The sequence below is a fragment of the Enterococcus sp. ZJ1622 genome (assembly GCF_011038845.1).
Lineage (GTDB): Bacteria > Bacillota > Bacilli > Lactobacillales > Enterococcaceae > Enterococcus_B.
This window is the reverse complement of the sequence record NZ_JAAKDW010000007.1, coordinates 77,981-103,578: the sequence shown is the minus strand read 5'-3', so window position 1 is coordinate 103,578 and position 25,598 is coordinate 77,981. Positions and strand designations below refer to the sequence as shown.

Sequence of the window (25,598 nt, the reverse complement as noted above, 5' to 3'; positions counted from 1 at the left end):
TTGTATTAACGACAACCAGCGTTTCCTTTTAGGATGGGTTTCAAAATTGGAATCTTGTAATAGACCCTGCCTTTTTCAAGGCAAAAACTTACTAAATTCTAATCAATTACTTTGGCCAAAAAGTAATTTTTCTTACCTTTTCGAATAACCACAAACTTACCATCGAACTCATCTGATGGATTTATGACAAAATTTAAATCGGTAACGCGGTCACCGTTAATACTAATAGCTCCATTTGAAACATCTTCACGTGCTTGACGTTTAGATGGTTCAATTTTTGTGGAAACAAGTAATTCCACGATATTTTCAGGTGTACTTGAGATTTCGACATTCGGCATTTTACCGAATCCTTGCGCGATTTCATCGGCATTTAGTTCTTTGATATTGCCAGAGAACAATGCTTCCGTTATTTTTTGCGCTTCTTTCAAGTCTTCTTCACTATGCACGAACTTCGTCACTTCTTCTGCTAAACGACGTTGTGCTTCACGTTTCTCAGGTTCTGTTTCGACTTTTTTCGCTAATTCATTGATTTCTTCTTGTGTTAAGAAGGTAAAGAATTTCAAGTATTTGACGACATCACGGTCATCTTGATTCAACCAGAATTGGTAGAACTCAAATGGTGATGTTTTCTTAGGATCCAGCCAGACTGCACCGCCTGCTGTTTTCCCAAATTTCGTTCCATCAGCTTTCAGCATCAATGGGATCGTCAATCCGAACGCTTCGGCTTCTGGTCCTTCTAATTTACGGATCAGATCTAATCCTGCAGTGATGTTCCCCCATTGGTCTGCCCCGCCGATTTGCAATTGGACATCGAAGGTTTTGTGCAAATGCAGAAAATCGATCGATTGGAGGATTTGGTACGTAAATTCAGTAAATGAGATTCCTACTTCTAAACGACTTGCTACGATATCTTTTGCCAACATTGTGTTGATGTTGAAGTTTTTACCGTAATCTCTCAAAAATTCCAGTAAAGAGATTTTTGACAACCAGTCGTAGTTGTTCACAAAAGTGATGTTTGCGTCTTTACCAAATAATTTTCTCATTTGGTTCGAAAGTGCATCGACATTATGTTGCACTTGTTCCATTGTCTGTAAGACACGTTCTGTTTTTCGGCCGCTTGGATCGCCGATTGTTCCTGTTCCGCCGCCAATCAGAATATATGGATGATGGCCCGCCAATTGAAATCTCTTCATCATCATAAAAGGGATCAAATGTCCGATATGCATTGAATCGCCGGTTGGATCAACACCGCAATAAAGTGAAATACTCTTTTCTTCAACAAGTTCACGAAGTCTTTCTTCGTTCGTTTGCTGATTAATGGCGTCGCGCCAAGTTAATTCATCGATAATATTCATTTTACTACCTCCGTATAGTTTTTTTATGAAAGCAGGAACCTGCTAGCATGCTGATTATCAAAAGTACATCAAATTGAGTGTAATAAAAAAAGTCCCTCGGCTAAGCTAGCCAAGGGACGAAAATTCGCGGTACCACCCAATTTATATGCTTCATGACAAAACATATCTCTCAAACATATAACGCTGTCGCGCGGCATGACTGCCAAAGACTCCTGAAATGTAATTCGCTTTAAAGCTTGTACTAGTTCACAGCGACCACTAGCTTTCTGAAACATTGGCTTTAACAACTACTTCGTTTCGATCTTCGTCTTGTTATTATTAATATGTGTCTATCATAGAGCGCAACTTTTTCTTTGTCAACAGGAAAAACTCATTTTTTTCAAAAAACCTATTTTTTCTATTTGAATTCGCATTAATTCCGAACTTTTTTTATATTTCCTTAAAATTTAAACAATTGAAAAAATAGATTCAGACTGGTTTTTTTCTGTAATTTTCACTAAAAGTCTTGTCGCTTCCCCTCCCTTCTTATCTTCGATACAATGGACGTTGGGGGATTAAAAAAATGAAAAAGTAAGGGACGAGATACATGGATAAAAAACAGAAAATCATTTTAGGGGCTACTTCTTTTTTGACTGCCGTTATTTTAATTTTAAGCTTATTTTTCGTAGTCCAAGCTACCAACAAAAAAGAAACAGTTGAATCTGAAACAAAAATAACAGAAACACCTACGAATGAAAAAACAGAAGAGACAAATACTGTCGCTCAAGCGAAGCATCTCGCGCAAAGTTATGATTATGACAAGGCGATCGAATTACTGGAAAAGCATCCTTCCTCTTCATCAGACACAAAGCAGCTTCTCAAAACGATAAAGCAGGAAAAAGAACAACTTGTCGCTTGGGATGATCCTACGACGATCTCTCATATTTTCTACCACAGCCTGATTGTCGATCCCACGAAGGCCTTCCACTCGAAACAAGCACAAGGCTACAAAGATTATATGGTCACGATTCCCGAATTCAACAAAACAATCGAAGAACTTTATCGAAACAATTATGTGTTAGTCAATCTGGAAAAACTGGTCAAGCGAGAATCAGACGGGAGCCTTACTTTTGTCGGGATCTCGTTACCGAAAAGGAAAAAACCACTTGTTCTCTCTCAAGATGATGTCAGCTATTATGAATATATGGATCATTCCGGTTTTGCTAGCCGACTAGTATTGACCAAAGACAACGAGGTCAAGAATATCTATAAAGATGAAGACAAAGAAGAAGTGGGCGATTTCGATATGGTCCCTCTTATCGACACATTCGTCAAGAAACATCCCGATTTTTCCTACCAAGGGGCAAAAGGGACATTAGCTCTTACCGGATACAACGATGTACTGGGCTACCGGACTTCCAAATCGCAGTATGGGGATAACGAAAAAACCAAAAAAGAGATCGAAGAAGCCGTAAAAGTAGCAGACCGATTGAAAAAAGACGGATGGAATTTCGCTTCTCATACATGGGGGCACCTGAATATGACACAAGCCTCTCTTGAAGATGTCAAACAAGACAATGAGCGTTGGCAGCAGGAAGTCGCACCGATACTAGGGAACACATCGATTCTGATCTATCCTTTCGGGGCAGATATCAGCGACTGGCAGCCTTACTCACAGGAAAACCAGAAATTCGACTATCTGAAAAGCCAAGGATTCACTATTTTTTGTAACGTCGATGCTTCCACACCTGCTTGGGGACAATTAGGTACTGACTTTTATCGCAACGCACGGATCAATGTCGACGGGATTCGATTCCAATCCGATCTTACTGGCGAAAACACTGTGCTGGAACAGTTCTTCAAAGTGACGGATGTCTACGATCGTGATTCGCGAGAAGCCTCTTGATCTTTCTTATAAAAAAGCGACTGGATCTCCATTTCGGATTCCGGTCGTTTTTTCTCTTTCATCACTTTTCTTATAATGATTCTACTAAGCGTGATCCTTTTTTATTCGGTGCGATTCCCTTTATCAGCAGTTCCGTCCATTCTTCTGTGTAAGGAAGCAGTTTCCCGTAGATTTCTGGACTGGAGATTCCTTCAACCATTGCTTGGAAATATAAAATCAGAAATTCATCGGAGTACTTCCAATCCACTTTCCCTTCTTTTCGTCCTCGGTGGAAAAGATCTAGCATCATCTCGAAACTTTCTTTCAGATAAGATTCCATCACTGAAGAAAAGCGTCCTTCTTCTTTCTTTGTGTAATAATCCATCAGATCAAGATAAAACTGTTTGTTCACTCGATTCAGATAGCTGATTTTATTCTTGCTCATTTTGATCAGTGTGTCTTCAAATGGCAGGTTTTCTGCTGCGATTTCTCTGGCAGATTGTCCGATCTCATCGATGAAACCAAAAAACACTTCGTAGATCAGTGATTCTTTGTTCCCAAAATACTTAAAGATCGTGGCTTTACTGACGTGTGACTGTTCTGCGACCTTTTCCATTGTCAGATTTGCTGTTCCCCCGTCTGTATTCATCAGTTCAAAAGCCGCTTTTAAGATTTGCTTTTTCTTTTCTTGCGCTCTTTTTTCAAAGCCGTTCATGACAGATGCTCCTTTTTTAAACTTTCACATAAAAAATAGTTTATTTTTTTATCATTATAACGACTAACGATGACTCCCGCAAGTAACTACAAATCAGAAGCTGATACTTTCTTTGACAGCAATATCCGAAAAGAATATTATATACTCATAATAACAAATCAGTCTATAAAACTTTTGTGATAAGCTTTTTTGGACTTTTAGAACAACTAGCAGTATACAAAAAAAGCGTTCCTATGGACGGAAGGAGCTCAACGACTATGACAGAGATCATCAAAGTCGAACACTTAAAAAAGAATTTCGGCAAATTTGAAGCGTTGAAAGACGTTTCCTTCACTGTGGATTCAGGCGAAGTTGTCGGTTTTATCGGACCAAATGGCTCAGGGAAATCAACGACTATCCGAACATTGCTAGGTATTATTCGAAAAGACGGCGGGACGGCTCAGATTTTCGGACAAGATGTCTGGAAGGACAGTCTAGCGATCCATCAGCGCTTATCTTATGTGCCTGGAGATGTTTCTTTATGGGGAAATCTGACTGGCGGAGCGATCATCGATTTTTTCATGAAGCTTCATGGAAAGGGCGACTATGCGAAGAAAGAATATCTGATCGACCGTTTTGAACTGGACCCTAAGAAAAAAGCTAAAAATTACTCGAAAGGAAATCGTCAGAAAGTCGGACTGATCGCTGCTTTATCTGTCGATTCTGATCTTTATCTACTCGATGAACCGACGGCTGGATTAGATCCATTGATGGAAGCTGTTTTTCAGGAAGAAGTACAGAAATTGAAACAAGAAGGCAAATCGATTCTGCTTTCTTCCCATATCCTCAGCGAAGTCGAACGTTTGGCTGACAGGGTCGTCATCATCCGGCAAGGAAAAGTCGTAGAAGAAGGGTCATTGAAAGAATTGCGGCATCTTACCCGCTCTGTGATCACTCTTGAGACCAGAAATGACAGCAGCAGTCTGGAAAATCTTGAAGGAGTCCATGATTTCACTAGACAAGGCAACGAAGTTCGTTTTTCTGCAGATAGCAATCAGCTCGATGGGATCTTAGCTGAGGCAGCCAGATTAGGTGTGAAAAAAATCGAATCGGTTCCTCCAACACTCGAAGATTTATTCATGCGTCATTATAAAGGATAGGAGGCGTTGTTACGATGAATGAACGATTCTCACACTGGACGCTTCTGCTTTTTCAGAACCTGTCTCGTGACTGGAAAAAAATATTCGTTTGGGTCTTCGGGACGGCCTTGTTTGCTGGCGGATTCGTTCCGGCATTTGAGGAAGTGACTTCAGGCAATGGATTGATTGGCTTATACGAAACATTGCAGAATCCTGCCATGATCGCTATGGTCGGGTCAACGCCTGTATCATCTGCTGATCAATACACACTGGGTGCGATGTACGCACAAGAAATGCTCTTGTTCTGTGGGGTATTCGCAGCTGTTCTTTCTATCCTGCAAGTCATCAGTCAGACACGAAAAAAAGAAGATCTGGGCTTGATCGAACTTGTTCGCTCTTATAGCGTCGGACGGCAAGCAAATTCTTTAGCGGTATTGATCGAAACAATCGTCATCAATTTGGTATTGGCTGGGGTGATCAGCGGTTTGATGATCGTTTTTCAAGTAGAGACGATCACTGTAGAAGGTGCACTTTTATTTGGACTGTCTGTCGGAAGCGCTGGTGTTTTCGGCGGGATGATCGCCTTGTTTTTTGCTCAGCTCATGCCGAATGCCTCAAGTGCAACAGGCGCTTCTCTTGCGTTTCTTGGTCTGATGTATCTCGTTCGAGCTGGTACGGATATAGGCGCTGAGGCTTTTTCGATGGCGAATCCTTTGGGCTGGATCTATCTGACTTATCCATTTACCGAAAATAACTGGCTGCCATTGCTTTACTTGGTATCCGTTGCTCTTATTGGTAGTGCCGCCGCTTTTTTCCTAGAGGAGCACCGGGACTTGAATACAGGCTATCTGCGGGAAAGAGAAGGTCGTGCAAGTACCAAACGTTCCCTTTTATCGATCCGCGGCTTGCTGCTGTATTTGAATCGCGGGATGATCCTCAGCTGGCTTGCTGCTTTTGCAGTATTAGGTGCGGCTTACGGCTCTATCTATGGGAATATGCAGACTTTCCTGGAAAGCAACGAGTTGATGAAGCAAATGTTCATCAAGTCAGGGATTTCGCTGGAAAAGAACTTTACAAGTACGATCTTAGTGGTCTTAGCTTGTTTAGCTGCTATTTTACCGATTGCCGTTGTCCATAAAACGTTTGCTGAAGAAAAACATGGACGTATGGCACAGCTGTTTTCGACAAAAGTCTCTCGAAACCAGTTGTACTGGTCCACGATGTTGATCGCAGCCGGAGCAGCTATTTTAGCTATCTTCGTCAGCGCAGGATCACTTGGTCTGGCTGCTTTATCCGTGATGGATGAGTCGACTACGATGGATCTACCAATGTTTCTCGGCTCAGGGTTCAATCTTTTGCCTTCGATTTTATTCTTTGGCAGTCTATCTGGCTTTCTTTTCGGATGGATTCCTAAAGCCGGGAAAATCGTCTATGTGTATCTAGGTTATTCATTTGCTATCAATTATTTCGGGAATCTTTTGGATTTGCCCGAATGGTTCACAAAGACTGCCATACAAAGCTGGGTGCCTCGTTTGCCAGTCGATTCTTTTGAGTGGCCAGTCTTCCTCACTATACTCTTTCTTAGTGTTTTATTGGCTGTGTTGGGTGCTGTCGGCTATCGGCATCGAGATCTGATCGAAGAAAATTGAGAACAAAAACCGCCTTCTCGATGGCAAGACTGCTTTTGTCAGAACCACGAGAAGGCGGTTTTTCAAATTTCTTCTAACTGTTCTTCTTCTATGATCAAGATGTTTCGTTTTTCTCTTTTGATAAAGCCTTTGCTTTCCAATAGCTTGAGCTTTCTTGAGATTGTTTCTGGTGTGGTGCCCATGAATGCTGCGAGTTCTTTCATTTTCATCGGGATGCTGACTTGGCTGCTCCCCGTTGCTTTAGCCAGATCAAGCAGATAGACAGCCAGCCGTTCTTCTACTCGTTCCATCATCAGAAATTGCGTTTGCTGCTGGATCGTTGCCATTTTCCCTGCATTTATCTCTAATAATTTGACACTGATCGCCGGATACTGGAGGAGTAATTCGGAAAAATCCGTCTGTTTCAGCACACAAACTTCTGTTTTTTCCAGAGCTTCTCCAAAAAGTGTCTCATTCGGCACGCCAAATAATTGGGATTCCCCTTCATATCCTCCTGGCTCAACGACTCGCAGCAGCTGTTCCTTGCCATTTGTGGATAATTGATACACTTTCAAGCTGCCGCGTGCGACGATGACGAGTTGTGCATCTCCATCTGGTGCAAAAATCTGTTCCCCTTTTTCCACTTTTCTGTGTGTCACCAGCGAATGGATTTTTTGCTGATCTTCTATTTCGAGATGATTGAATAACGGAACGAGTGAAACACACAACCCTTCATGCCTCATAGCCGATCCCTCCTTCAGTCTTCTTCCTCTTCTAACATCTTATCTATTGTATCTTTGCCTAAATATTGCTGGAAAAGAAAAATCTGATGTTTGAGCCATCCATAAAGTTCCTTTAAGAATGCTGCCAAGAGAAATTTTTCTTCTTGCTCAGCCAACGCAATCGCTCTTGTCACGAATAAGTTTTGCGTGTCAAGATCCTTGACTATTTCCCCTAATATCACTTCTGCCGGTTCATATTTCAGTTGACCGCTCTCTTTTATCATCGCATAGTTGTTAAATTCAGCAAAGGTCGTGGGAATGAGTTCTCCTTCATCTAATACCAATTGGCTCAGTCTGTCAAATAGCGTATCTTCTTTTTCCTCCATCGTTTTTAGCACTGGTTCTGCAAAAGTCCTTGCTGGGCCTTCAAGATAATGCTTGGCTTGTTTGACTTTTGTTCGATGGACCATCAAATTGGCTAGGATATGGCTGATCATCGCTCCTGCTGTAGGAGTATGATGGTCTTTTTCACTCTGGACACATTCTGCCTGATATTTTTCTTGGGCGTTCATTCTAGCTCAGCTCCTTCATTTTCGTCCCTTGCACATCATAGCCGAGTGCTTCGATCGCATTTGCTAATTTTTCCGGATCTGTCAAATCTGGATCGATCTCTGCCTTGACTTTGCTGGAGTTGAACAAGACTTTTACTTTTGCTACTCCTGCTTGCTGTTTGACTGCTTGTTCGATTTTCTGCATACATGATGGACATGTTAATGTCCCTAATTGGATAATGACTTTCTTCATTATTCATTCCTCCTTTGTTTGTTATTCTACTTGTTCTTTTAATTTGGATAATTGATTTGTATCAAGATTTTTTCTTTTTGTGCGATAAGAAAGCAGACGCATGCCATTTATGACTACGACCAGAATACTCATTTCATGGAAAAGCATACCGCTTGCCATATAGATTCGACCTAAGAGCAGACCAGATAATAAAAGTAATACGGTCCCGATCGCAATTGCGATATTTTCTTTCATATTAGCCATTGTTTTTTTCGTCAGCTGGTACGCGTGAACCAGTTTTTTAAAGCTTGACTGCATCAGGACGATATCAGAAGTTTCGATGGCGACATCTGTCCCATTTCCCATAGCGATCCCTATATCTGCCAAAGCAATCGACGGGCTGTCATTGATTCCATCGCCTACGAAAGCAACGATATTTCCTTCTTGTTGCAGCTTACGGATAAACGCTGCTTTTTGTTCAGGAAGCAGCCCCCCATGGATTTCAGTCAGATCAAGTTCGCGGCCAGTATGCTCCGCAGTGAGTTGATTATCACCTGTAAGCATGATCAGCTGTTTGATCCCCTCTTGTTTTAATTGAACGAGTGTTTCTTTTACACCTGGACGAATCTGATCTTTGATGCCGATTAGCTGGACGATTTCTCGGTCGACAGCCAGAAAGACGGTCGAGTGTCCTGTTGCTTGCAGTTCTTCTTCTTCTTTTCGGACGTCCTCTGCCAAAGAGATTTTCTGTTCGTTCATCAGCTGCTGGTTTCCGATCAATACCGGTTGTCCGTTGATTTCTGCTTCGATCCCTTTTCCTTTGTGGACAATCGTTCTCCCTAGTTGATAATCGCTGTAGTCAGATAGACCTCTTTTGTCTGCATATTGCACGATTGCTTCACCCAATGGATGATCAGATTCTCTTTCTGCGGCAGCTGCTAATCCTAAAAAAACAGAAGCATCAGAAGTATATTCTTTGATTACCGCAACACTTGGCTTCCCATTCGTCAAAGTACCTGTCTTGTCGAAGACCATCGTATCTACATGATGGAAAATGTCCATGACTTCGCTGCCTTTGATCAAGATGCCATTTTTAGCTCCGTTCCCGATTCCCGCTACATTCGACACCGGTACACCAATGATCAATGCCCCAGGACAGCCTAATACTAAAATAGTGATCGCTAAACGTACATCCATTGAAATAAAGCCAACCACTACTGCCAGAAGCAAAACAAACGGCGTGTAATATTTGGCGAAACGATCGATAAAGTCTTCTGCATTGGACTTACTGTCTTGTGCTTCTTCTACCAATTCGATGATTTTTCCGAAAGTCGTATCTTCACCTACTCGCTGTGCTTGGACTTTCAAGGTACCGTTATCCAAGATTGTCCCAGCAAACACTCGGCTTTCATTTGTTTTGTGTACTGTATTTGATTCACCTGTCACACTGGCTTCATTGACATAGCCATTTCCTTCTGTCACTATGCCGTCAACTGGTATCTGTGCGCCGGTCTTCACTAATAGCGTATCACCGATTGCCACTTCCTCAATCGCTACTTTTTCGATCGTTTCTCCTACGATTTTCCAGGCAGAAGCTGGTGCTAGCTGGACAAGTTTTTGAATAGCAGAGCGTGTTTTTTCCAGTGTTTTCTGTTCCAAGAAATGACCAAATAAAAAGAGAAATTCAACGATTGCCGATTCACTGTACTCGCCGATGATAAATGCCCCCGCCACAGCAATCGAGACAAGCAGATCGATACTGATGACTTTTACTCTTGCTGCTTGGAACGCTTGGATTGCGATCGGCAGAAATCCAATCACAGAGGCAATTGCCAAGGCAAAAGTATAAAGAATGGGTTGCTGAAACAGGAATCTTGCCGCCTCGGCCACTAGGATCAGGCTCCCGGTAATAATGGTAATGAGTGTTTTATGTCCTAAAATCATTTTTTGATACTTCATTTTCTTTCCCTCCTCTTCGTCCCTCAGTATACAAGTGTTCGAAAAGAGAAAAATTGACCAGCATCAAGAAAGAAGAAAAAAATAGTCATTTTGATACTATGTATAAGAAAAATGAAAATTGCGTCTTATGCCAAATGGGGCTGTGACAAAAGTCTTGTTACAATCTCTTTTTCCGAATAAACGGTGTTCCATCTGCTGCTTTTCGGTAATAAGCTCACTGAACAAGAAAATATGAGGAGCTATTTTCTGTTCAGTATCCTTATTCCTTAAAGCAGAACGCAGTTGTCACAACCTCTGATTCACGGTGTTCAAAAGCTTGCATCTACGGCACTAAGCCCAATCAGATGAAAAATATGGAAAGCTATTTTTATCTGATCGTTCTTACTGCTTGATGCAGAGCAGCTTTTTCACAACCTCTTATTGCTATAGCTGATTTTCTAAAAACTTACTAACATTCGGCTTTTTTTACCAAATGCTTCTGTTACTTGTTTGCCGAAACGTCCCTTTATTGCTTTTTCCAATCCAGTCGTTGCGGAGGATACCGCTTTTTTTGCCGTGCTTGCTTCCACTTCTGCGGCTTGCTTCGCCTTTTTGCGTTTCGTGACTTTATCTTGAGTCATCGCAATCCCTAAAGCTCTTGCTGAGATTTTTTGTATCTCTTTCTGGTAGTCTTCCCAATTTTTTTCATCTAGAACGATCACTTGTTATCCCCTTTCCTGTTACTGTCTGTTTAATTGTTGCAGATCAGCACGATAACGGCGTTCGACTTCATCTTGCTGATCATAGATTTTTTTTCGTTCCTGCATCAATTCATGAGAGAACCTCTCTTCTAAACGTCTGAGTTCTTTTTGTGCAAAATGCAAAGAGTCTTCCGGGCATTCAAAGGAACGCACCGAAAAACGTATGTCGGAATAAGTCGTTTCTGCCAGCTGCTGCATGTTCTTTTGCATCTGTCTGAGCTGATCTTCCTGATCTTCTAGCTGCAGGCGTTCTTTTCGATATGTTTCATGAAGCTGGGTTTCTTTTTCCATCTCACTACTCCTTGTTTTAAAATAATTGTCGTGCTAACTCCCGATCATGCTGGACTAGTTCATTGATTTTCGTTTCGATCTCTTTTGCCAGAGCAGAGAATTCTGCTGAAAGCTGCTTGATTTTGAAGATCTTTTCCCGGAATTCCTGCGTGGGTTCATCAACGATCGTCTGCTTGGTACACCCCACTTCTCGCAGGGCTTCGAGCATTTCATTCTGAGTCAAAAGCGGGGTCTGTCTGCGGACCATCGCAAGGCCATCTGTCCACAGCTGTTCCAAGTCCCTGATCCCACGTTGGTAAATGACTAGCACTTGTTCCATGGCTTGATCGAAGACGGAAGCTGCATGTTTCACGATCATCAGTGCCTGCTGATCATCCAAATAGATCTGTTCATTGGTCGACAGTCCGCCACTTCTTGCTGTGAATCTTTTCCGCCAAGTCACTAGCTTGGAGAAAGCACTGATTTGCAGCTGGAGCCATTTGTTTTCTTCTTTCAGTTGACTGATCCGGTCATTCTCCCACTGATTTTTTTCGCCATATGTCTCCATTTGACGAATCATTGCTTTGTTTTTGATGATTTGCTGGGCAAGCAAGGTCTGTTCGAGGGCGATCCCTCCATGCTGGTCGGAATAGATGACGATATCGCCATATTTATCGATGTAATTCCCACTTTTGTCGAGATCGAACTGACTCAGATCGTGCCCGTAGTTTTTCCAGCCGGCGTTGTCGATCCCGAAACTGTGGAAAGGCAATCGGCCTTTCCCGCCAGTCAGCCAGCCGCTAGTCACGATGTCTGAAGTGTCATACAGATTGACGAGCTGCCCTTCATAATTCTTGAGCTGGTTCTCACTCAGGCCTGGGCCTGCCGCAGCATATGTAAATCCGTGATAGCCTTTTAAAACAGCGACATAGCTCGCCTGTGCTCCGCCTAAGGAATGACCGGTCGTGAAAATGGTGAAGCCGTCTTTGACAGAATAGGTCTTTTCGATTGCATCGGCATACGCTAAAGCCGACTGGAAAGCACCGTTGTCGTGTTTGTCCTCGAAGCCGACTTCTCGGATGTTCGTTTTCCAGTCCTGCCAGTTTTTGGTGCCTGCGTAAGCGATGGTCAGTTCTTTTTTGATGACGGATTTGGGGTAGCCAGAAATTTGCTGTAATTGATTTGGCTTTTTACTTTTATATTCATCTTTGATTTCAGCCACGACCATGGCCTGCATACTGTTTTTCTTTGGTGTTTTTTCTTTTCCAATCGTATGTTTGTCGGTGTTTACTGTATCAAGGATGATATATTCATCGCGTATCCCTGTTCTGTCACCAATTTTAATTTTCCCTATTTCTACTTGATAAACTGTTTCTGAAAAAATTCGATTCTGATCCATCAATCGATCCCCCCATTATAGAATGTGACGATACTCACGGGTAGGCTCATATTGGTCTCTTGTTCTTTTCTACTGAGGTAATGATCTTGCCCCTGCTTTTCTATACCGCTATCAATTCGATAGATCCACTGGCCTGTTTCTACAGACTTCGCCCCTAATGTCGCAGTGTGGGAAAGCAGTTCATTGATTTTGAAATGTACCTCTAAAGATTTCATAGGAGTCACAGAAAAACCTGTAAATTCTATTTTTTCGATATCCATATATTCAGTGATAGAATCTATTTTTTCAAAAAATTCCTGTTCAGTCATGTTTCCTTTCCCTTGATTAAATTCTTTGAAGATTTCTTTTTCCCGCTTTTCATCCACTGTTGAAATTTCATAATGATTATACAAATAATCTGCCAGATCGGTTTGGATGGTACGCAGTTCTTCGTTGTCTTTTTCTCTTTTGTCCATCAATATTTTCCCTCCTATGCTCAGTACAATGACGACCATGAGTCCTCTGAAAATGATTTTTTTCATGCTTGCTCCTTACTACTTGCTTTTAAAAGAAAACGCTTTATAAGGATTGTACCACGGGTCTACCAGTGAAAAAAGCAGCATTTTGTTTACTTTTCCTAGCTTGAGACTAATTCTGTTATGTATGTTGAGACGCGTATACAAAAAAATAAGCAGAGGCAAGGGCTCGTTATTTTTCGGCAGAACACAACTGTTATGTCTTTGGCTTCCATTAAATTTTTTTCTTGTTTTGGCTGTACCAAAATCAAGCAGACACCCACGAAAAATCCTTCGTGGGTGTCTGCATGTGTTACATCATACAAATTCAAGGGATTCGATAATGTGCTATATCTACTCGGTACGCAAAATAGAACATTTCACGCTCTCTTTTTTATCGCTTGATATAATGGCGCTAGTTCTTTGAGTGCCTCAGCAGTTCTCTCTTCGATGGCCGTGTATTCATTTGGAGAAAAAAATAGCTTGCCTAGTTGAAAGGTTCGATCGCCCATTGCTTCTCGCAGCTCTTCTTGCTTGCTCTTGTCTGATAAATAGACGGATAAAGGCAAATGATCTTCCAGCTCGTTTTCAGGCTGAGGCCAGATGTAATACTCCTCAATCGCTACTTGGGTACTCCATTCCTGCAGTAAAGACAGTACTTGATTGTATTCTTCAATACTTCCTTCTCTCGTGTCACTTTTATAGTGCTGATACATCAAATAGATTTGAAACTGTTTTTTATTCAGAAGTACAGCTAAACACGCGTTTTCGTTTTGCCGCTCTTCACTTCGATAAGCACTCCAAAAATGACTGCGAAGGTTCCAGCCGTTCGTCCAGCTTTCGATTTTAGGCGGATACATCGCCCATTCGCTCGGTAACTGTCTGGCTGTTTCCAGTTGAAGCATTTTCCATTTTTGCCAATGTGCTTTGTATTCTTGTTTGATTTGTTCGACTTCATCTGGTGTATGTAATTCTTTGAGTTGTTTGAAGGCATAATTGTCTCTGTCAAATAAATGATAGTCTTCTTTCATTAGATCCATTTTGTTCCCTCTTTTCTTTTTTATTTTAACTATCTTATTTAAAAGAAACAACTGCAAAAAAGCTGAATCGAAAAGAGGTTGTGACAGAAGTGGGCATCTTCAAGAAAATTCGGCTTATTTTCGAAGAAGCTACTTCTGGAACACCATTTATTCGAAAAAAAGAAGCTGCAACACGGCTTTTGTCACAGCTCCTCTCAAGTCCAGCTTCTGCCTCATGCGTAGGGGAATGGTCATGAAGTTTTGATCACATTGAGTAGTGTCGTGAACAAAATGGCACTGGACGCTGCGCCTGGGTCAACATGTCCGATTGCACGTTCGCCCAAATATGACGCACGACCTTTTTTCGCGACGAGATTTTTTGTATGCTCTTTTGCAGATTCAATGACGTCCTCGGTCAGATTTCCTTTTTTCAATGCTTCTGTCACGGGAATCCATACGTCCAGCATCGTTTTATCATCAGCTTCCGCTTTCCCTCTTGCCTCTATCCCTGATGTCCCCTGTCCAATGATCTCCCCAAGCTGTTCTTGCGAATCGATGGAATCGACCTCTTTCGTCGCTTTCATGAGATTCATAAATGCTGAGCCATATAATGGACCTGATGCACCGCCGACTTTTGAGATCATCGCCATTGAAAGGACCTTAAATGTATCACTAATCGTGGCTGGCTGCTCGTTTTTGAACGCTTCTTCGTATGCTGCTACGCCTCGTCCCATATTGTTTCCGTGATCCCCGTCACCGATTGGGGTATCCAGATCACTAAGTAGCGCTTTGTTTTGATTGATTTCATCTGCAAACTGAGTAAGCCACGCTTGGATTTCTTTTACTGTAAGTTTCATTTCCCATCATCCTTTACCATGAAATTGTCTCGACATCACTTGCCAATGCTTCTTTCCACTTCGTTTCTGCAAGATCGATCAGTGTTAAAGATACACCCTGCATATCTAGCGAGGTCATGAAGTTTCCTACTTTTTTGAAAGTTACATTGACCCCTTTTTCTTCCATCAAAGCTAACACGTCGTTCATGAACACGAATTGTTCCATTAAAGGCGTTCCGCCCATCCCATTGACTTAGGACACCGACTTCTTTCGGCACTTCTGAGTACGCATCTAAAAGCTTAGTGACTAATTCTTGGGCTAATACGCGTGAAGACTGGAGACTTTCTCTGCGGTAGCCAGGTTCGCCATGTATGCCGACTCCATATTCGATTTCATCCTCACCTAATTCAAAGCCTGGCTTGCCAACTTCTGGTACGGTAGCAGCACGAAGCGCGACTCCGATCGTTTTTGTTGCCTGGACGACCTTCTCGCCCAACTCTTTCAATTCTGTTAAGGAAGCACCTGATCTAGCAGCATCCCCTAAGATCTTGTGGACTAAAACAGTTCCAGCGACCCCACGTTTTCCTGCAGTGTACGTACTGTCTTCTACAGCGATATCGTCATCCACGAGAACACTTTCGACTTCGATGTCCTCCATGGCAGCCATTTCTTTTGCCATGTCAAAATTCAAGACATCTCCTGTGTAATTTTTGATAATCAGCAGCACGCCTTTGCCGCGATCTGCCTCTTTGATTGCAAGTTGGACTTGATCTGGCGTTGGCGAAGTGAAGACATCTCCTAATACCGCAGCGCTGAGCATCCCATCTCCTACAAAACCTGCGTGTGCCGGTTCATGCCCGCTTCCGCCTCCAGAAACTAGGCCTACTTGTTCGGCTTGCTGATTTTTAGCGACCACTCTGGAATCATCGACTCGATGGATCAGCTCTGGATAGCTTTTTACTAGCCCTTCTAGCATTTCTTCTACGATGTTTCCTGGTTCATTCATGATTTTTTTCAATTTATGCCCACCCTTTCTTTCCGGCTTTTTGCGCTTCTTCCAAAATCTGCTGGACATCATCTGTGATCCCTGCTGTGATGGATGCGGCAAATGCGCCTTCTACTAATGGTGCATCTACTAGATAGTATTTCTTCTGCTGCTCTTCTTCCAGCATGTCCTTTGCCAGTTCAGCATTCAAGACAGCGCTACCAATATCAGCGAATACAAAATAGCTATCTGCGTCTGGCGATTGATTGACTGCCTCGACGATTTTTGTGGCGTCTGAGCCGATCTGCCCGTCTACCCCGCCTAATGAAAAGATTTCCACTGTCTCTGATTGCTGCATCTGTTCAACCATTTCTTTGATACCATCTGTCACTTTTTGACTATGCGAAATCAACAATATACTTTTTTTCACGCTATTCTTCCTTTCTACACTTGAGATAGGTCCAATGGTTTCGTTCTCATCGTTACACTTCCAAGTATATAATACATTTGTCTTTTTATGAAAGCGATGCGCTGTGTTTCCTCTCGTTTTTTCTCATATATGTGTTTTTTTGCCAAAGACGCTAATTTTCCAAAAATTTGATATACTTTGAATTAAAGAAAGGAGTGATCGAATGATTACTACGACAACAAACTCCGTTGAAGGAAAAACGATAAACGCTTATCAGGGGATCGTTTTCGGTGAAGTGATAACGGGGATCAATGTATTGAAGGATTTTGGTGCAGGTATACGGAATGTATTTGGTGGACGGTCAAAAAGTTACGAAAACGAACTGATGACAGCCAGAGAAGAAGCCCTCGCTGAAATGTCACAGCGCGCACAATCTCTTGGCGCGGATGCTGTGATCGGTGTGAAGATGGATTATGAAGTACTAGGTAGCGACAATGGCATGCTGATGGTGACATGTAGCGGGACTGCCGTCAAATTGCGTTGATCCAATCGTCTGATCTAGCTTTGTACGCATAAATTTGATGGATACAAAAAGAGGTTGTGACAGAAGCTACTTCTGGAACACCGTTTATTTGGAAAAAAGGACTGTGACAAGACTTTTGTCACAGTCCCTTTTTCTTGAATACCATATAAACAACGGCCAGAAGTCCGAGACCGGCTGTAGACATGACAGCAGTGTCATTTCGCTCATTCGTTTTTGGCAATGTCTCGTAGGAAGAATCTGCTCCATCCTCATTGTCAGATGTAGTAGAGGTGTTCTCAGCAGCACTTACTTGAGATGCACTTGTTCCAGCAGAATGCAGCGCTGTTTTGATTCGTTGGACACTGGCTTCAAGATCTGTCTTTTTGGATTCAAAGTCATTTACGACCGCTTTGGCATCGTTGATTTTTGCACGGATATCTGCACTTGCCGCTTCAAGATCTGCTTGTCCTTGATTCAAATCTGAAGAAACAGAACTGCTGATACTATCGAGTTTTGTCTGGAATTCTTTTGCTTTTTGGATATTATGATCGATTTCAGTCTGAGCTGCTTCTGCTTTTGTCCGGGCGTCTGCTAAATCCTGTTCGATCTTTGCTCGGTCTGCTTCTGTCCGATTTTTAAGATCTGCCAAGTCCTGTTCGATCGCTGCCTGATTTTCTTTCAACTTCTCTTTTGCCTTTCCCAGTGCTTCTTCGACTGCTTTACGGTGATCTTCTAACTCCTGCAAAGAATCACTACTTGTGCTTGTACCAGTTGTAGTATCTGAAGAAGTTGTACTGGAAGCTGTCGTTGTTTCTGTAGTACTTGTAGAGGATGTTTCTGAAGTCGCAGATGTTGGTTCACTACTTGCAACTGTCGAATCCTCACGCGTAGTCATTGTCTCTGCCTGGTTCTCCGGACTGATCGAAGATTCTGCCTGTGCTGGCTGTGTCAGTAAACTAGCGCCTGAAAAAACTAGTAATGCGGAAAGGACCGCTGTCATTTTTTTCATCTATATTCCCGCCTTTATTCCTTTTTTACTAATTTATCATTATAATCGAACCATTAGTAAACGACTATAAACACTCTGCGTACTTTGTCTAAAAACAAAATGATCGACACCAAGGACGAAGAAACTCAGAAGTACTTACTATAACACTCATTTTCTGCTGCGTTCCGGGCTTTTCCACGTGCCACTGCCATAACCAAGGATCGTTTTGACCGCTGGAATAAAAGTTGTAAAAATAGTTATCGCATTGACCACCCAGAATACTAACATATATAACGGTGCAAAAAACAGATATTTCAGCTTTCTTTTCTGCACATCGACAAGGAGAGACGCGACTAATTGGAACAAACCGGCGATCATCTCAAAACAAATGAAAATAAAGCTGATCGTCAGTGTCTGGTAGATCGTTTCGTAATTCCCATGATACAAGTAAAAGCCCATCGTACCGACAAACACGATCATCGATAAACAAAAGAAGATCGACCAGATGATACTAAAGGTTTGGTCAATGAACATGATAGTCCGTCCTATATGGTCAAAGGGGTGTAGCAGCACTTTCTTGAAATTAGTCAGCCAGACTTCTGTTCCGCCTTTTGCCCATCGTTTCCTTTGACGATAAAGCATCCTCACAGTCTCCGGGACCTCCATAAAGAAAATGATATCGGGAGCAAAGACAGAAAGCCAGCCATTCAGCTGATGATCCCAAGCGATACTGATATCTTCTGTCGCACGATCTTGCCGAAAGCCGCCCACGTCCATCAATGCGGATTTCCGATACATGGTATTCGCTCCACTGTAAGCGTACAGTCCGCCAAATACAGCCATTTGCGTGCGCTTGATGATCCCAACGATACTTGAGAATTCCACCGTTTGCGATTTGGCGATCAGCTTTGTCCGATTTTGGACATCCATATTGGCTGTAACAGCTGCGATATGCTTTGCACCTGGTCGAATAAAATAATTCACATAACGGTTCAAAGCATCTGGTTCAGGCATCGTATCCGCGTCATTGCTCAAAATCAGTTTCCCCTTGGCAAAAGCAGTGCCTATATTGAACGCATGCGCTTTTCCTTTGTTTTTTTCGATGCGGATCACACGCAGATTATTATATTTTTTCATCAGCCTTGCTAGAATATCAGGCGTTCGGTCAGTCGAGCCATCATCCGTCACGATCACTTCATAATTATGATAATTCATTTTCGTCATCAAATATTCGATCGTCTCTTCGATTACGATTTCCTCGTTATGCGCCGGGACCATGATCGTGATAAAAGGCTCAACTACAGGAGGGACATCTATCCATTCTTTTTGTCTGTGCTTGTATAAGAATGTATAACACTGTACACCGATGAACCAGACGAAACCGCCTAAAATAGGATAAGAAATCAGAAAAAAATAAAGAAGTGTCAACATATTATCAAAAAATTGACTACCTGTATCGATAATCGTGATCATTTCAGTCCCACCTCGTTTTTTTCATAAAGCTCTGCAATGAAGGAGCTATCCATGTTCTGTTCTTCTGAAACAGAATAGAATCGCACCGATTCTCTTTCCTCTTTCGGTCCAAAACGTTCGGTATATGCTTCTTCCAGCAGCTAACAACGTTTTTCCAACTGTTCTTCATTATAATATTTCGTTCTTTGTATTATTTTACGAAACCGACGATTGTTCCATCTTGTCAGGATAAACGAGATACTTAAAAAACTGATGTATAGGACAAAGAAAAACAGAAACAAGAAGAACAAGAGCTTTTTTTCGAGTGAGAAAGCATACAAGTCAAATGCTTTTGCTCTTTCTGGTCTAGTCAATGGGAAAAAGACCCAAATAAATGGCAACAACACGATCAGCCAGCCAAACAATGCGACCAAAGACTGCCATATTTTCAAAGGAATATGTCCCTTTGAAAAAAATTTGTCTTTTATCAAGGTCGCAGCTACGTCTTTTCTTGATAATTTTTTCATTTTTTCTCTCCCTTTTATTCCACGTGATTTTTCATGCGGAAGGATTTTACCATATTTTCAGCTAACTTTCTTAGATGAACTTCCTAAGTTTTCTATAAGAAAAAGAACAGATTCTTTTCTTATACTGTAGTAGCATCAGAAAATGATCATCTGTTCTTTCTTTAGTCACGTTTTGTTGTTTCCATTCATTTCATCAAGGCTGTTTTAGAGGAAATCGGCTTATTTATCAGGAAACACAAGTTCTTCCGGTCGAACTGCCTGATACAACGCAAATGCGCCATCCAGATTGCGTACGTCAAAACCTGCTTGTTTCAGTATCCTTTCAGCTAAATAACTACGTAAACCGCTGTGACAACTGACGATATAGGCTTTGTTTTTATCCAATTCGTTCAGACGTTCGCGCAGTTCGAAAAGAGGGATCTGCAGCGCTTCTTTGAAGTGGCCGTTCGCCCATTCGTCTGGGTTGCGGACGTCGATCAGCTGGTTTCCTTTTGCCAGTTCTTCCGGCAAGTCATACCACTGAATTGATTGGCTCAATCCTTCTGCAAGATTCATAGCAGCATATCCCAGCATATTCACTGGATCTTTCGCGGAACCAAATGGCGGAGCATACGTGAATTCCAGCTCCGGTAGATCAAAGATCGTCAATCCGCCTTTGATAGCTGTCGCTAAAATATCGATGCGTTTATCGACGCCTTTTTCACCGACTCCTTGTGCGCCGTAGATTTTGCCGGTTTTCGGATCAAAGATCAGTTTAAGCCATATCTCTGTTGCACCTGGATAATAACCAGCGTGATCTTTTCCCGATACGTGGATCACTTCGACTGGCAAGCCGGCTTTTCTTGCTGCCTGCTCACTTAGCCCTGTAGAAGCCGCCGTTCTTTCGAATACTCGAATGATCGCTGTACCGATACTTCCTTTGTTTTCTCGAGAAAGACCAGCAATCACATCTGCCACTTGGCGTCCTTGACGATTGGCAGGAGAGGCTAATGAAATCAGCGTATCTTCATCGGTAAGCTGCTGTTTCACGACAATCGCGTCCCCTACAGCATAAATATCAGGCACACTCGTCTGATACTGCTCATCTACAATGATCCCGCCACGTAAACCTGTCTTGATCCCAGCTTTTTCTGCTAATTGACTATCTGGCCGGACCCCTACTGATAAAATGGTCATATCAGTGGTTAGGACGCGTCCGTCATCTAAACGTAATGCCTTTCCCCCATTTTCAAATGCGGTCACTGCATGAGCGGTGATCACTTCGATCTTTTGCTTTGTTAGCTCTTCCTGTACGAAAGCAGCCATTTCTTCATCTAGCGAGGGAAGAACATGCGATGCTTGCTCGATAATCGTCACTGAGATCCCGCGTTTTTTCAGATTCTCTGCCATTTCCAAACCAATAAATCCTGCACCGATGATCACTGCTTGTTCAGGATTGTGTTCTAAAGCCCCCATCACCTTGTCGATATCCGGCACATTGCGGACAGAAAATACATTTTCAGCTTCTGCTATTCCGTTTATCGGCGGAATGACTGGTTTTGCCCCCGGTGATAGGATCAATGCGTCATAGCTTTCGATACTCTTTTTGCCATCATGGACGACTTCTACTGTTTTTGTTGCTGGAAAAACAGTCGTGACTTCATGATTCGGACGCACATCTAAACGAAAACGCGCAGCCAATGATTCTGGTGTCTGGACGAGTAGCTTTTCCCGCTCATCGATTTCTCCTGAAAGATAATATGGCAGGCCGCAGTTTGCAAACGAAACGAATGGTCCCTTTTCAAACACAACGATCTGCGCATCTTCCATCAAACGACGCAATCGAGTAGCAGCTGACATCCCACCGGCTACTCCGCCTACAATCACGATTTTCATTTTATTTCCCTCCTGCTAGTTGTCCTGTCCATTGGTTCATGCCGCCGCGAACGTTGATCACATCATATCCTGCTTTTGTCAATTCTTTTGCAGCTTGTTTGCTCCGCATCCCTGACTGGCAGATCACATAAACAGTTTTATCCTTTTCTCCATTGTATCCGTTTATTTTTTGTAATGGAACATTCTTTGCCTGTTTGATATGCCCCGATCGGTATTCTGATGGTGTCCTTACATCTAGCAATACTGGAGAATCCGCTAATCTACCTTGTAATTCTTGGATCGAAATCGTTTTGACTGGTTGAAATAAAAAATTCATGTCTACACCTCTTTTTATTTTTAAAAATACCTTACGGGGTATATTAAACAAGAATATCCCTTTTCTGTCAACAAGAATGTTTTACCTGACAGCTGACTATTTTTTATATTTGCAAATTATACCGATACAGGGTATTATCTGATTATAAAAACAGAGGAGGATGCGCCATGGAGATCGACAACAAAAATATCATGAACCGTTTGAAGCGTACAGAAGGTCAGATTCGAGGCATCCAGAAGATGATCGAAGACGAAAAAGAATGTATGGATGTGATTACTCAATTGAGTGCGGTCCGTTCCAGTATCGATCGGGTCATGGGAATGATCGTGGCGGACAATCTCAAGAATTGTTTTGAGAATCCTGAAAAAGACCCGGCAGAACAGGCAGCAAAACTGGAACAAGCAATCAAGATGATTATTAAGAAGTAAAGGATTGATTTCAATGAACGTTGTTTTTCATATCGATGAATTAGAGAAATGGACAGAAACGAGTCATAATGTAAAAAATCTATTGAAGGCAGCTCCAGAAGCTGTCATCGTTGTTTCAGTCAACGGCATCGCGATCACCGGTTACTTAGATCCTGCCAATGAAGCTTTTTTGAGTATGGAAAACGTAACCTTCCATGCCTGTGCCAACGCTATGCGTGCCAATCACATCTCTGAGCAGTCCTTGCCTGACCAAGTGATCGTTGTTCCAGCAGGAGTTCTTGATTTGATCGAATTGCAGGAGAAAGGGTATGCGTATATCAAACCTTAGATCTCTATCTATCACTGGATACTAAAAAATGGAGCAAAGCCCCTTGACTTTCGCTCCATTTTTTCCGGTTTATTTATTTTGATCAGCCTTCAGCAACCGCCGATACTCGAAAATATACAACACAAAAGATTGTAATAAGCTATAAGTGATGACAGCAAAAACAGTTTTCACCCATATTTCCGGTAACTCCGGGAATAAAAGCAAGAGAACCATCCCCGCATATATCACCGCTGTTGCAACTTTTCCATACCACTTTGCACCGCTTAATCGGATATTTCGCCGCAAGCCAATCAGACCTGCCACAAACATGAACCCTTCTTTGATCACAAACAATCCTAGAATCAGCCAGATCCACGGCCGATGCCAAGCCATCGAGAAAATCAGGACAAGCTGTGTCAGCTTATCTGAAAAAGGATCAAGTACCTTACCAAGCTCTGTCACCTGATTGAACTTCCGAGCGATAAACCCGTCCAAAAAATCGGTCACTCCAGAAACAGCAATGACTGTACCCGCTACATAAAAAGACTGGTCCATCACAAAGTAAAGATAGACTGGCAGTAAAAAAATCCGGAACAAAGATAAGAGATTCGGAATAGTCCGTATTTCTTTTTGCCAATTCGTAGTTATTTTCATTTCGTCGCAACTCCTTGCAGCGTTCTTTTCTTTTATTTTAGCTTATCTATAGGATAAAACCAATCGATTCACCATTTCTTGCGTACTTCGAGAGGTTTCTTTGGCCTTACAGGACTGTTCCTTTACGGCTGTTTTTTCCTTTCAGCTTGCCGTTTCTGCATTTCTTTTCTCAGTTCTTTGTGCGCTTTTTTGGACCCGCGTGCTAAGTCCCGTTGCTGTTTTCTCGTTTTGAAATCAGTGAACAAGCTATCTAGGTCATACCCGTCTGGATAAAGTGCTTCAGCAGAACGCCGAAGTTGCACACGTTGTCTTGGCACAGAAATCTTTTCGTTATCTGAATGAACGATGATCTGATCTTCTCCAGTATCCTCAAAAACCAATACTTCTTTCTGGTGCAGCGAAGAAAACACGCGGTCACCTTTTGCAAATAATCGTTTTTCTTTTCGAGGGTGATCTGGGCGGTTCGCTGTTTGACAGAATGCCCGTTTTTTCGTCCCATATTCTTTGTGAGAAAGATACTGTTGTGCTCTGTGGATCAGCCCCTCTGACATCTGCATCTTCTGTGCGATCCAAAGTGCTTGGCTTTCACCGGTTTCACCTACTTGGAGAAGGTACTTAGGCTCCAAAGCTTCTCGATCGAAGGCCATGGCTGCAGGGACGAAATCTTCGTGCTCTTCGGCAAATTTCTTGATCTCTCCGTAATGGGTCGTGGCGATGATCAATGCTCCTTGCTCGTACATAGTTTCCATGATCGAGATTGCTAGCGCTGCACCTTCATTCGGTTCTGTCCCGCTACCGATCTCATCCAATAGAACTAAGATATTTCTTTTTGCCTTTTTCAATATCATTGCGATATTTCGCATATGGCCGGAAAAGGTACTCAATGCATTTCCCATGTCTTGCTGATCGCCGATATCTATCAGTATGTCATCGAATACAGCAAGCTCCGTCCCTTCTCTAGCTGGTATCTGCAATCCGTACATAGCCATCAGGGTCAATAATCCAACGGTTTTCAATACGACTGTTTTGCCGCCAGCATTGGCTCCGGTGATCACCAGACCTCGATAAGTGTCACCCAATTCGAAATCTAGAGGCACAGCATTTTCTGGCAAAAAAGGATGTCGCCCCTGTTTGATCCGGATCCGTTCCGATTTATTGAGGATCGGCGTGATTCCCTTGATTTCCCGACTATACTTCGCTTTGGCGAAAATCATGTCGAAAACGGTCACTGTTTCTAGGATCAACTCGATTGCCTGTTCATTTTCTGCCAGTGCTCCAGTCAATTCCGCTAAAATCTGGTATTCTTCTGCCGTTTCTTCTGCTTTTAGCAACTGATGCTGCGTATTCAGCTTTGTCACTACAGTAGGTTCTATAAATACGGTCGTGCCTTTGTTCGATTGTTCCACAATGGTTCCATCGACTTTATTTTTATAGCTTGATTTGATGGGGATCGTCTGATATCCCCCTTTTTGAACGATCATGGATTCCTGGATCATTTCTTTGTTGTTTGGATGACGCAAAAACTTCATCAATCGAGCTTGTATTTCTTTTTCGTTCATTTGCAGTTGTTTGCGTATTTTACGCAAATTTCTCGAAGCATCATCAATGATTTTGCCGTTTTTTATTTTCTGGTAAATCATTTCTTCAACAGACAGTAACTCCGGCAAGTTCTTGCTGTAAGCTAACAATAACGGAGTCTGGTACTGGTTTTTCTCAAAAAATTTTTTGATCATTCGACTGCTTCTTAGAAAATCCGCATATTCAATCAAGTCTGCCGGAAGCAAACTCAGCCCTTTTCTGATTTGTTCCGTTAATGAAGCGATCCGTTTCAGCCCCATGAATGGCACATGTTGGCTGCTTTCCAAGATCAGTCGGGCCTCTTTTGTTTCTTGTTGCCGAGTCTTTGCTGTTTGAAGGTCCGTGGAAGCGGTCATCTCCTGAAGACGCTTCTTACTGTAGTTCCCGATTGCACGTTCCTGTACTTCGTTTTTGATTTGATTGAATTGTAAGTTATCGATTGTTTCGTTCATATTCTCTCCTTTTCCTGAAGAGATACCTGTCTTTTCAAATAAATAAGGCCTAGAAAACGCTAAAAGGACCGGACACAGCTCAAAAAGACATGTCCCGCCCTTGAAAATACAGAGATATCGTGGACTGACAGGTATCATTCATAAGCACACCAAATAAACCTCGATAGGTTCACTGGTTATTCTACTTACTGAATTAGTTAC

26 protein-coding genes, 1 pseudogene and 1 other annotated feature are annotated in these 25,598 nt (G+C 42.3%); of the genes and pseudogenes, 6 read left to right on the top strand and 21 right to left on the bottom strand.

All coding sequences use genetic code 11. The features are described from left to right. Nucleotides 1-98: 98 nt before the first annotated feature. Entirely contained in the window at nucleotides 99-1,355 is a 1,257-nt protein-coding gene (tyrS, locus tag G7Y42_RS08420; RefSeq protein ID WP_165005715.1) for a tyrosine--tRNA ligase, read from the bottom strand. Nucleotides 1,356-1,464: 109 nt separating this feature from the next. Beyond that, nucleotides 1,465-1,669 (bottom strand) — a binding site (T-box leader). A 272-nt stretch (nucleotides 1,670-1,941) separates the two neighbouring features. Here tyrS and G7Y42_RS08415 point away from each other — a divergent pair. Next, entirely contained in the window at nucleotides 1,942-3,240 is a 1,299-nt protein-coding gene (locus G7Y42_RS08415; RefSeq protein WP_165005714.1) for a polysaccharide deacetylase family protein, read from the top strand. A gap of 70 nt (nucleotides 3,241-3,310) precedes the next feature. On the opposite strand, the gene G7Y42_RS08410 is transcribed toward G7Y42_RS08415, so the two are convergent. Beyond that, entirely contained in the window at nucleotides 3,311-3,934 is a 624-nt protein-coding gene (locus G7Y42_RS08410; protein WP_165005713.1) for a TetR/AcrR family transcriptional regulator, read from the bottom strand. Nucleotides 3,935-4,191: 257 nt separating this feature from the next. Here G7Y42_RS08410 and G7Y42_RS08405 point away from each other — a divergent pair, with 257 nt between their 5' ends. Next, nucleotides 4,192-5,073: an ABC transporter ATP-binding protein gene (locus G7Y42_RS08405; protein WP_165005712.1), complete on the top strand. Its 882-nt coding sequence runs from the start codon at nucleotides 4,192-4,194 to the stop codon at nucleotides 5,071-5,073. A gap of 14 nt (nucleotides 5,074-5,087) precedes the next feature. After that, nucleotides 5,088-6,701 (top strand): tetronasin resistance protein, encoded by a 1,614-nt coding sequence (locus tag G7Y42_RS08400; RefSeq protein WP_165005711.1) that lies wholly within the window; start codon nucleotides 5,088-5,090, stop codon nucleotides 6,699-6,701. A gap of 62 nt (nucleotides 6,702-6,763) precedes the next feature. Here G7Y42_RS08400 and G7Y42_RS08395 read toward each other — a convergent pair whose 3' ends face one another. The 12 genes and pseudogenes from G7Y42_RS08395 to dhaM form a co-directional block, all read right to left on the bottom strand. Beyond that, on the bottom strand, nucleotides 6,764-7,423 hold the full coding sequence (locus G7Y42_RS08395; protein ID WP_165005710.1) for a Crp/Fnr family transcriptional regulator: 660 nt from the start codon (nucleotides 7,421-7,423) through the stop codon (nucleotides 6,764-6,766). A 14-nt stretch (nucleotides 7,424-7,437) separates the two neighbouring features. Continuing rightward, the gene (locus G7Y42_RS08390; protein WP_165005709.1) at nucleotides 7,438-7,974 is read right to left on the bottom strand and encodes a ferritin-like domain-containing protein; all 537 of its coding nucleotides are present in this window, start codon (nucleotides 7,972-7,974) and stop codon (nucleotides 7,438-7,440) included. A gap of 1 nt (nucleotide 7,975) precedes the next feature. Beyond that, nucleotides 7,976-8,206: a heavy metal-associated domain-containing protein gene (locus G7Y42_RS08385; RefSeq protein WP_165005708.1), complete on the bottom strand. Its 231-nt coding sequence runs from the start codon at nucleotides 8,204-8,206 to the stop codon at nucleotides 7,976-7,978. 21 nt (nucleotides 8,207-8,227) lie between these two features. Continuing rightward, a complete protein-coding gene (locus G7Y42_RS08380; protein WP_165005707.1) occupies nucleotides 8,228-10,144 on the bottom strand; it encodes a heavy metal translocating P-type ATPase in 1,917 nt (638 codons plus the stop codon). 437 nt (nucleotides 10,145-10,581) lie between these two features. Next, nucleotides 10,582-10,845 carry a hypothetical protein gene (locus tag G7Y42_RS08375; RefSeq protein WP_165005706.1) on the bottom strand — a complete coding sequence of 88 codons (264 nt, stop codon included), beginning with the start codon at nucleotides 10,843-10,845 and terminating at the stop codon, nucleotides 10,582-10,584. A gap of 18 nt (nucleotides 10,846-10,863) precedes the next feature. Beyond that, complete coding sequence (locus G7Y42_RS08370) at nucleotides 10,864-11,175, bottom strand: hypothetical protein (RefSeq protein WP_165005705.1); 312 nt, start codon at nucleotides 11,173-11,175, stop codon at nucleotides 10,864-10,866. Nucleotides 11,176-11,191: 16 nt separating this feature from the next. Then, nucleotides 11,192-12,553, bottom strand: coding sequence for a DUF2974 domain-containing protein (locus G7Y42_RS08365; RefSeq protein ID WP_165005704.1), 1,362 nt, complete (start codon nucleotides 12,551-12,553; stop codon nucleotides 11,192-11,194). After that, nucleotides 12,553-13,074 (bottom strand): hypothetical protein, encoded by a 522-nt coding sequence (locus tag G7Y42_RS08360; protein WP_165005703.1) that lies wholly within the window; start codon nucleotides 13,072-13,074, stop codon nucleotides 12,553-12,555. The genes G7Y42_RS08365 and G7Y42_RS08360 overlap by 1 nt, the downstream gene beginning before the upstream one ends. Nucleotides 13,075-13,427: 353 nt before the next feature. Beyond that, the gene (locus tag G7Y42_RS08355; protein WP_165005702.1) at nucleotides 13,428-14,087 is read right to left on the bottom strand and encodes an HI_0552 family protein; all 660 of its coding nucleotides are present in this window, start codon (nucleotides 14,085-14,087) and stop codon (nucleotides 13,428-13,430) included. Between the two features lie 230 nt (nucleotides 14,088-14,317). Continuing rightward, entirely contained in the window at nucleotides 14,318-14,923 is a 606-nt protein-coding gene (gene dhaL, locus G7Y42_RS08350; protein ID WP_165005701.1) for a dihydroxyacetone kinase subunit DhaL, read from the bottom strand. A 13-nt stretch (nucleotides 14,924-14,936) separates the two neighbouring features. Continuing rightward, a pseudogene (dhaK, locus tag G7Y42_RS08345) lies at nucleotides 14,937-15,921 on the bottom strand (dihydroxyacetone kinase subunit DhaK). Nucleotide 15,922: 1 nt separating this feature from the next. Continuing rightward, complete coding sequence (dhaM, locus tag G7Y42_RS08340; RefSeq protein WP_165005700.1) at nucleotides 15,923-16,318, bottom strand: dihydroxyacetone kinase phosphoryl donor subunit DhaM; 396 nt, start codon at nucleotides 16,316-16,318, stop codon at nucleotides 15,923-15,925. A 202-nt stretch (nucleotides 16,319-16,520) separates the two neighbouring features. On the opposite strand from dhaM, the gene G7Y42_RS08335 reads away from it, so the two are divergent. Further along, nucleotides 16,521-16,841: a putative heavy metal-binding protein gene (locus G7Y42_RS08335; RefSeq protein WP_165005699.1), complete on the top strand. Its 321-nt coding sequence runs from the start codon at nucleotides 16,521-16,523 to the stop codon at nucleotides 16,839-16,841. Between the two features lie 118 nt (nucleotides 16,842-16,959). Here G7Y42_RS08335 and G7Y42_RS08330 read toward each other — a convergent pair whose 3' ends face one another. The 5 genes from G7Y42_RS08330 to G7Y42_RS08310 form a co-directional block, all read right to left on the bottom strand. Next, a complete protein-coding gene (locus G7Y42_RS08330; RefSeq protein ID WP_165005698.1) occupies nucleotides 16,960-17,829 on the bottom strand; it encodes a peptidase in 870 nt (289 codons plus the stop codon). Nucleotides 17,830-17,976: 147 nt separating this feature from the next. Then, a complete protein-coding gene (locus G7Y42_RS08325) occupies nucleotides 17,977-19,281 on the bottom strand; it encodes a glycosyltransferase family 2 protein (protein WP_165005697.1) in 1,305 nt (434 codons plus the stop codon). A 140-nt stretch (nucleotides 19,282-19,421) separates the two neighbouring features. After that, a complete protein-coding gene (locus G7Y42_RS08320; protein WP_241161936.1) occupies nucleotides 19,422-19,787 on the bottom strand; it encodes a hypothetical protein in 366 nt (121 codons plus the stop codon). A gap of 219 nt (nucleotides 19,788-20,006) precedes the next feature. Beyond that, nucleotides 20,007-21,662 (bottom strand): FAD-dependent oxidoreductase, encoded by a 1,656-nt coding sequence (locus G7Y42_RS08315; protein ID WP_165005696.1) that lies wholly within the window; start codon nucleotides 21,660-21,662, stop codon nucleotides 20,007-20,009. A gap of 1 nt (nucleotide 21,663) precedes the next feature. Next, nucleotides 21,664-21,978, bottom strand: coding sequence for a rhodanese-like domain-containing protein (locus G7Y42_RS08310; protein ID WP_165005695.1), 315 nt, complete (start codon nucleotides 21,976-21,978; stop codon nucleotides 21,664-21,666). A gap of 167 nt (nucleotides 21,979-22,145) precedes the next feature. Here G7Y42_RS08310 and G7Y42_RS08305 point away from each other — a divergent pair, with 167 nt between their 5' ends. Continuing rightward, nucleotides 22,146-22,406 carry a metal-sensitive transcriptional regulator gene (locus tag G7Y42_RS08305; protein ID WP_165005694.1) on the top strand — a complete coding sequence of 87 codons (261 nt, stop codon included), beginning with the start codon at nucleotides 22,146-22,148 and terminating at the stop codon, nucleotides 22,404-22,406. 13 nt (nucleotides 22,407-22,419) lie between these two features. Then, nucleotides 22,420-22,734 carry a DsrE family protein gene (locus tag G7Y42_RS08300; RefSeq protein WP_165005693.1) on the top strand — a complete coding sequence of 105 codons (315 nt, stop codon included), beginning with the start codon at nucleotides 22,420-22,422 and terminating at the stop codon, nucleotides 22,732-22,734. Between the two features lie 69 nt (nucleotides 22,735-22,803). Here the strand turns inward: G7Y42_RS08300 and G7Y42_RS08295 are convergent, their stop codons facing one another. Then, nucleotides 22,804-23,367 carry a CDP-alcohol phosphatidyltransferase family protein gene (locus G7Y42_RS08295; protein WP_165005692.1) on the bottom strand — a complete coding sequence of 188 codons (564 nt, stop codon included), beginning with the start codon at nucleotides 23,365-23,367 and terminating at the stop codon, nucleotides 22,804-22,806. Nucleotides 23,368-23,489: 122 nt separating this feature from the next. Then, complete coding sequence (locus tag G7Y42_RS08290; RefSeq protein ID WP_165005691.1) at nucleotides 23,490-25,397, bottom strand: endonuclease MutS2; 1,908 nt, start codon at nucleotides 25,395-25,397, stop codon at nucleotides 23,490-23,492. Nucleotides 25,398-25,598: the final 201 nt, after the last annotated feature.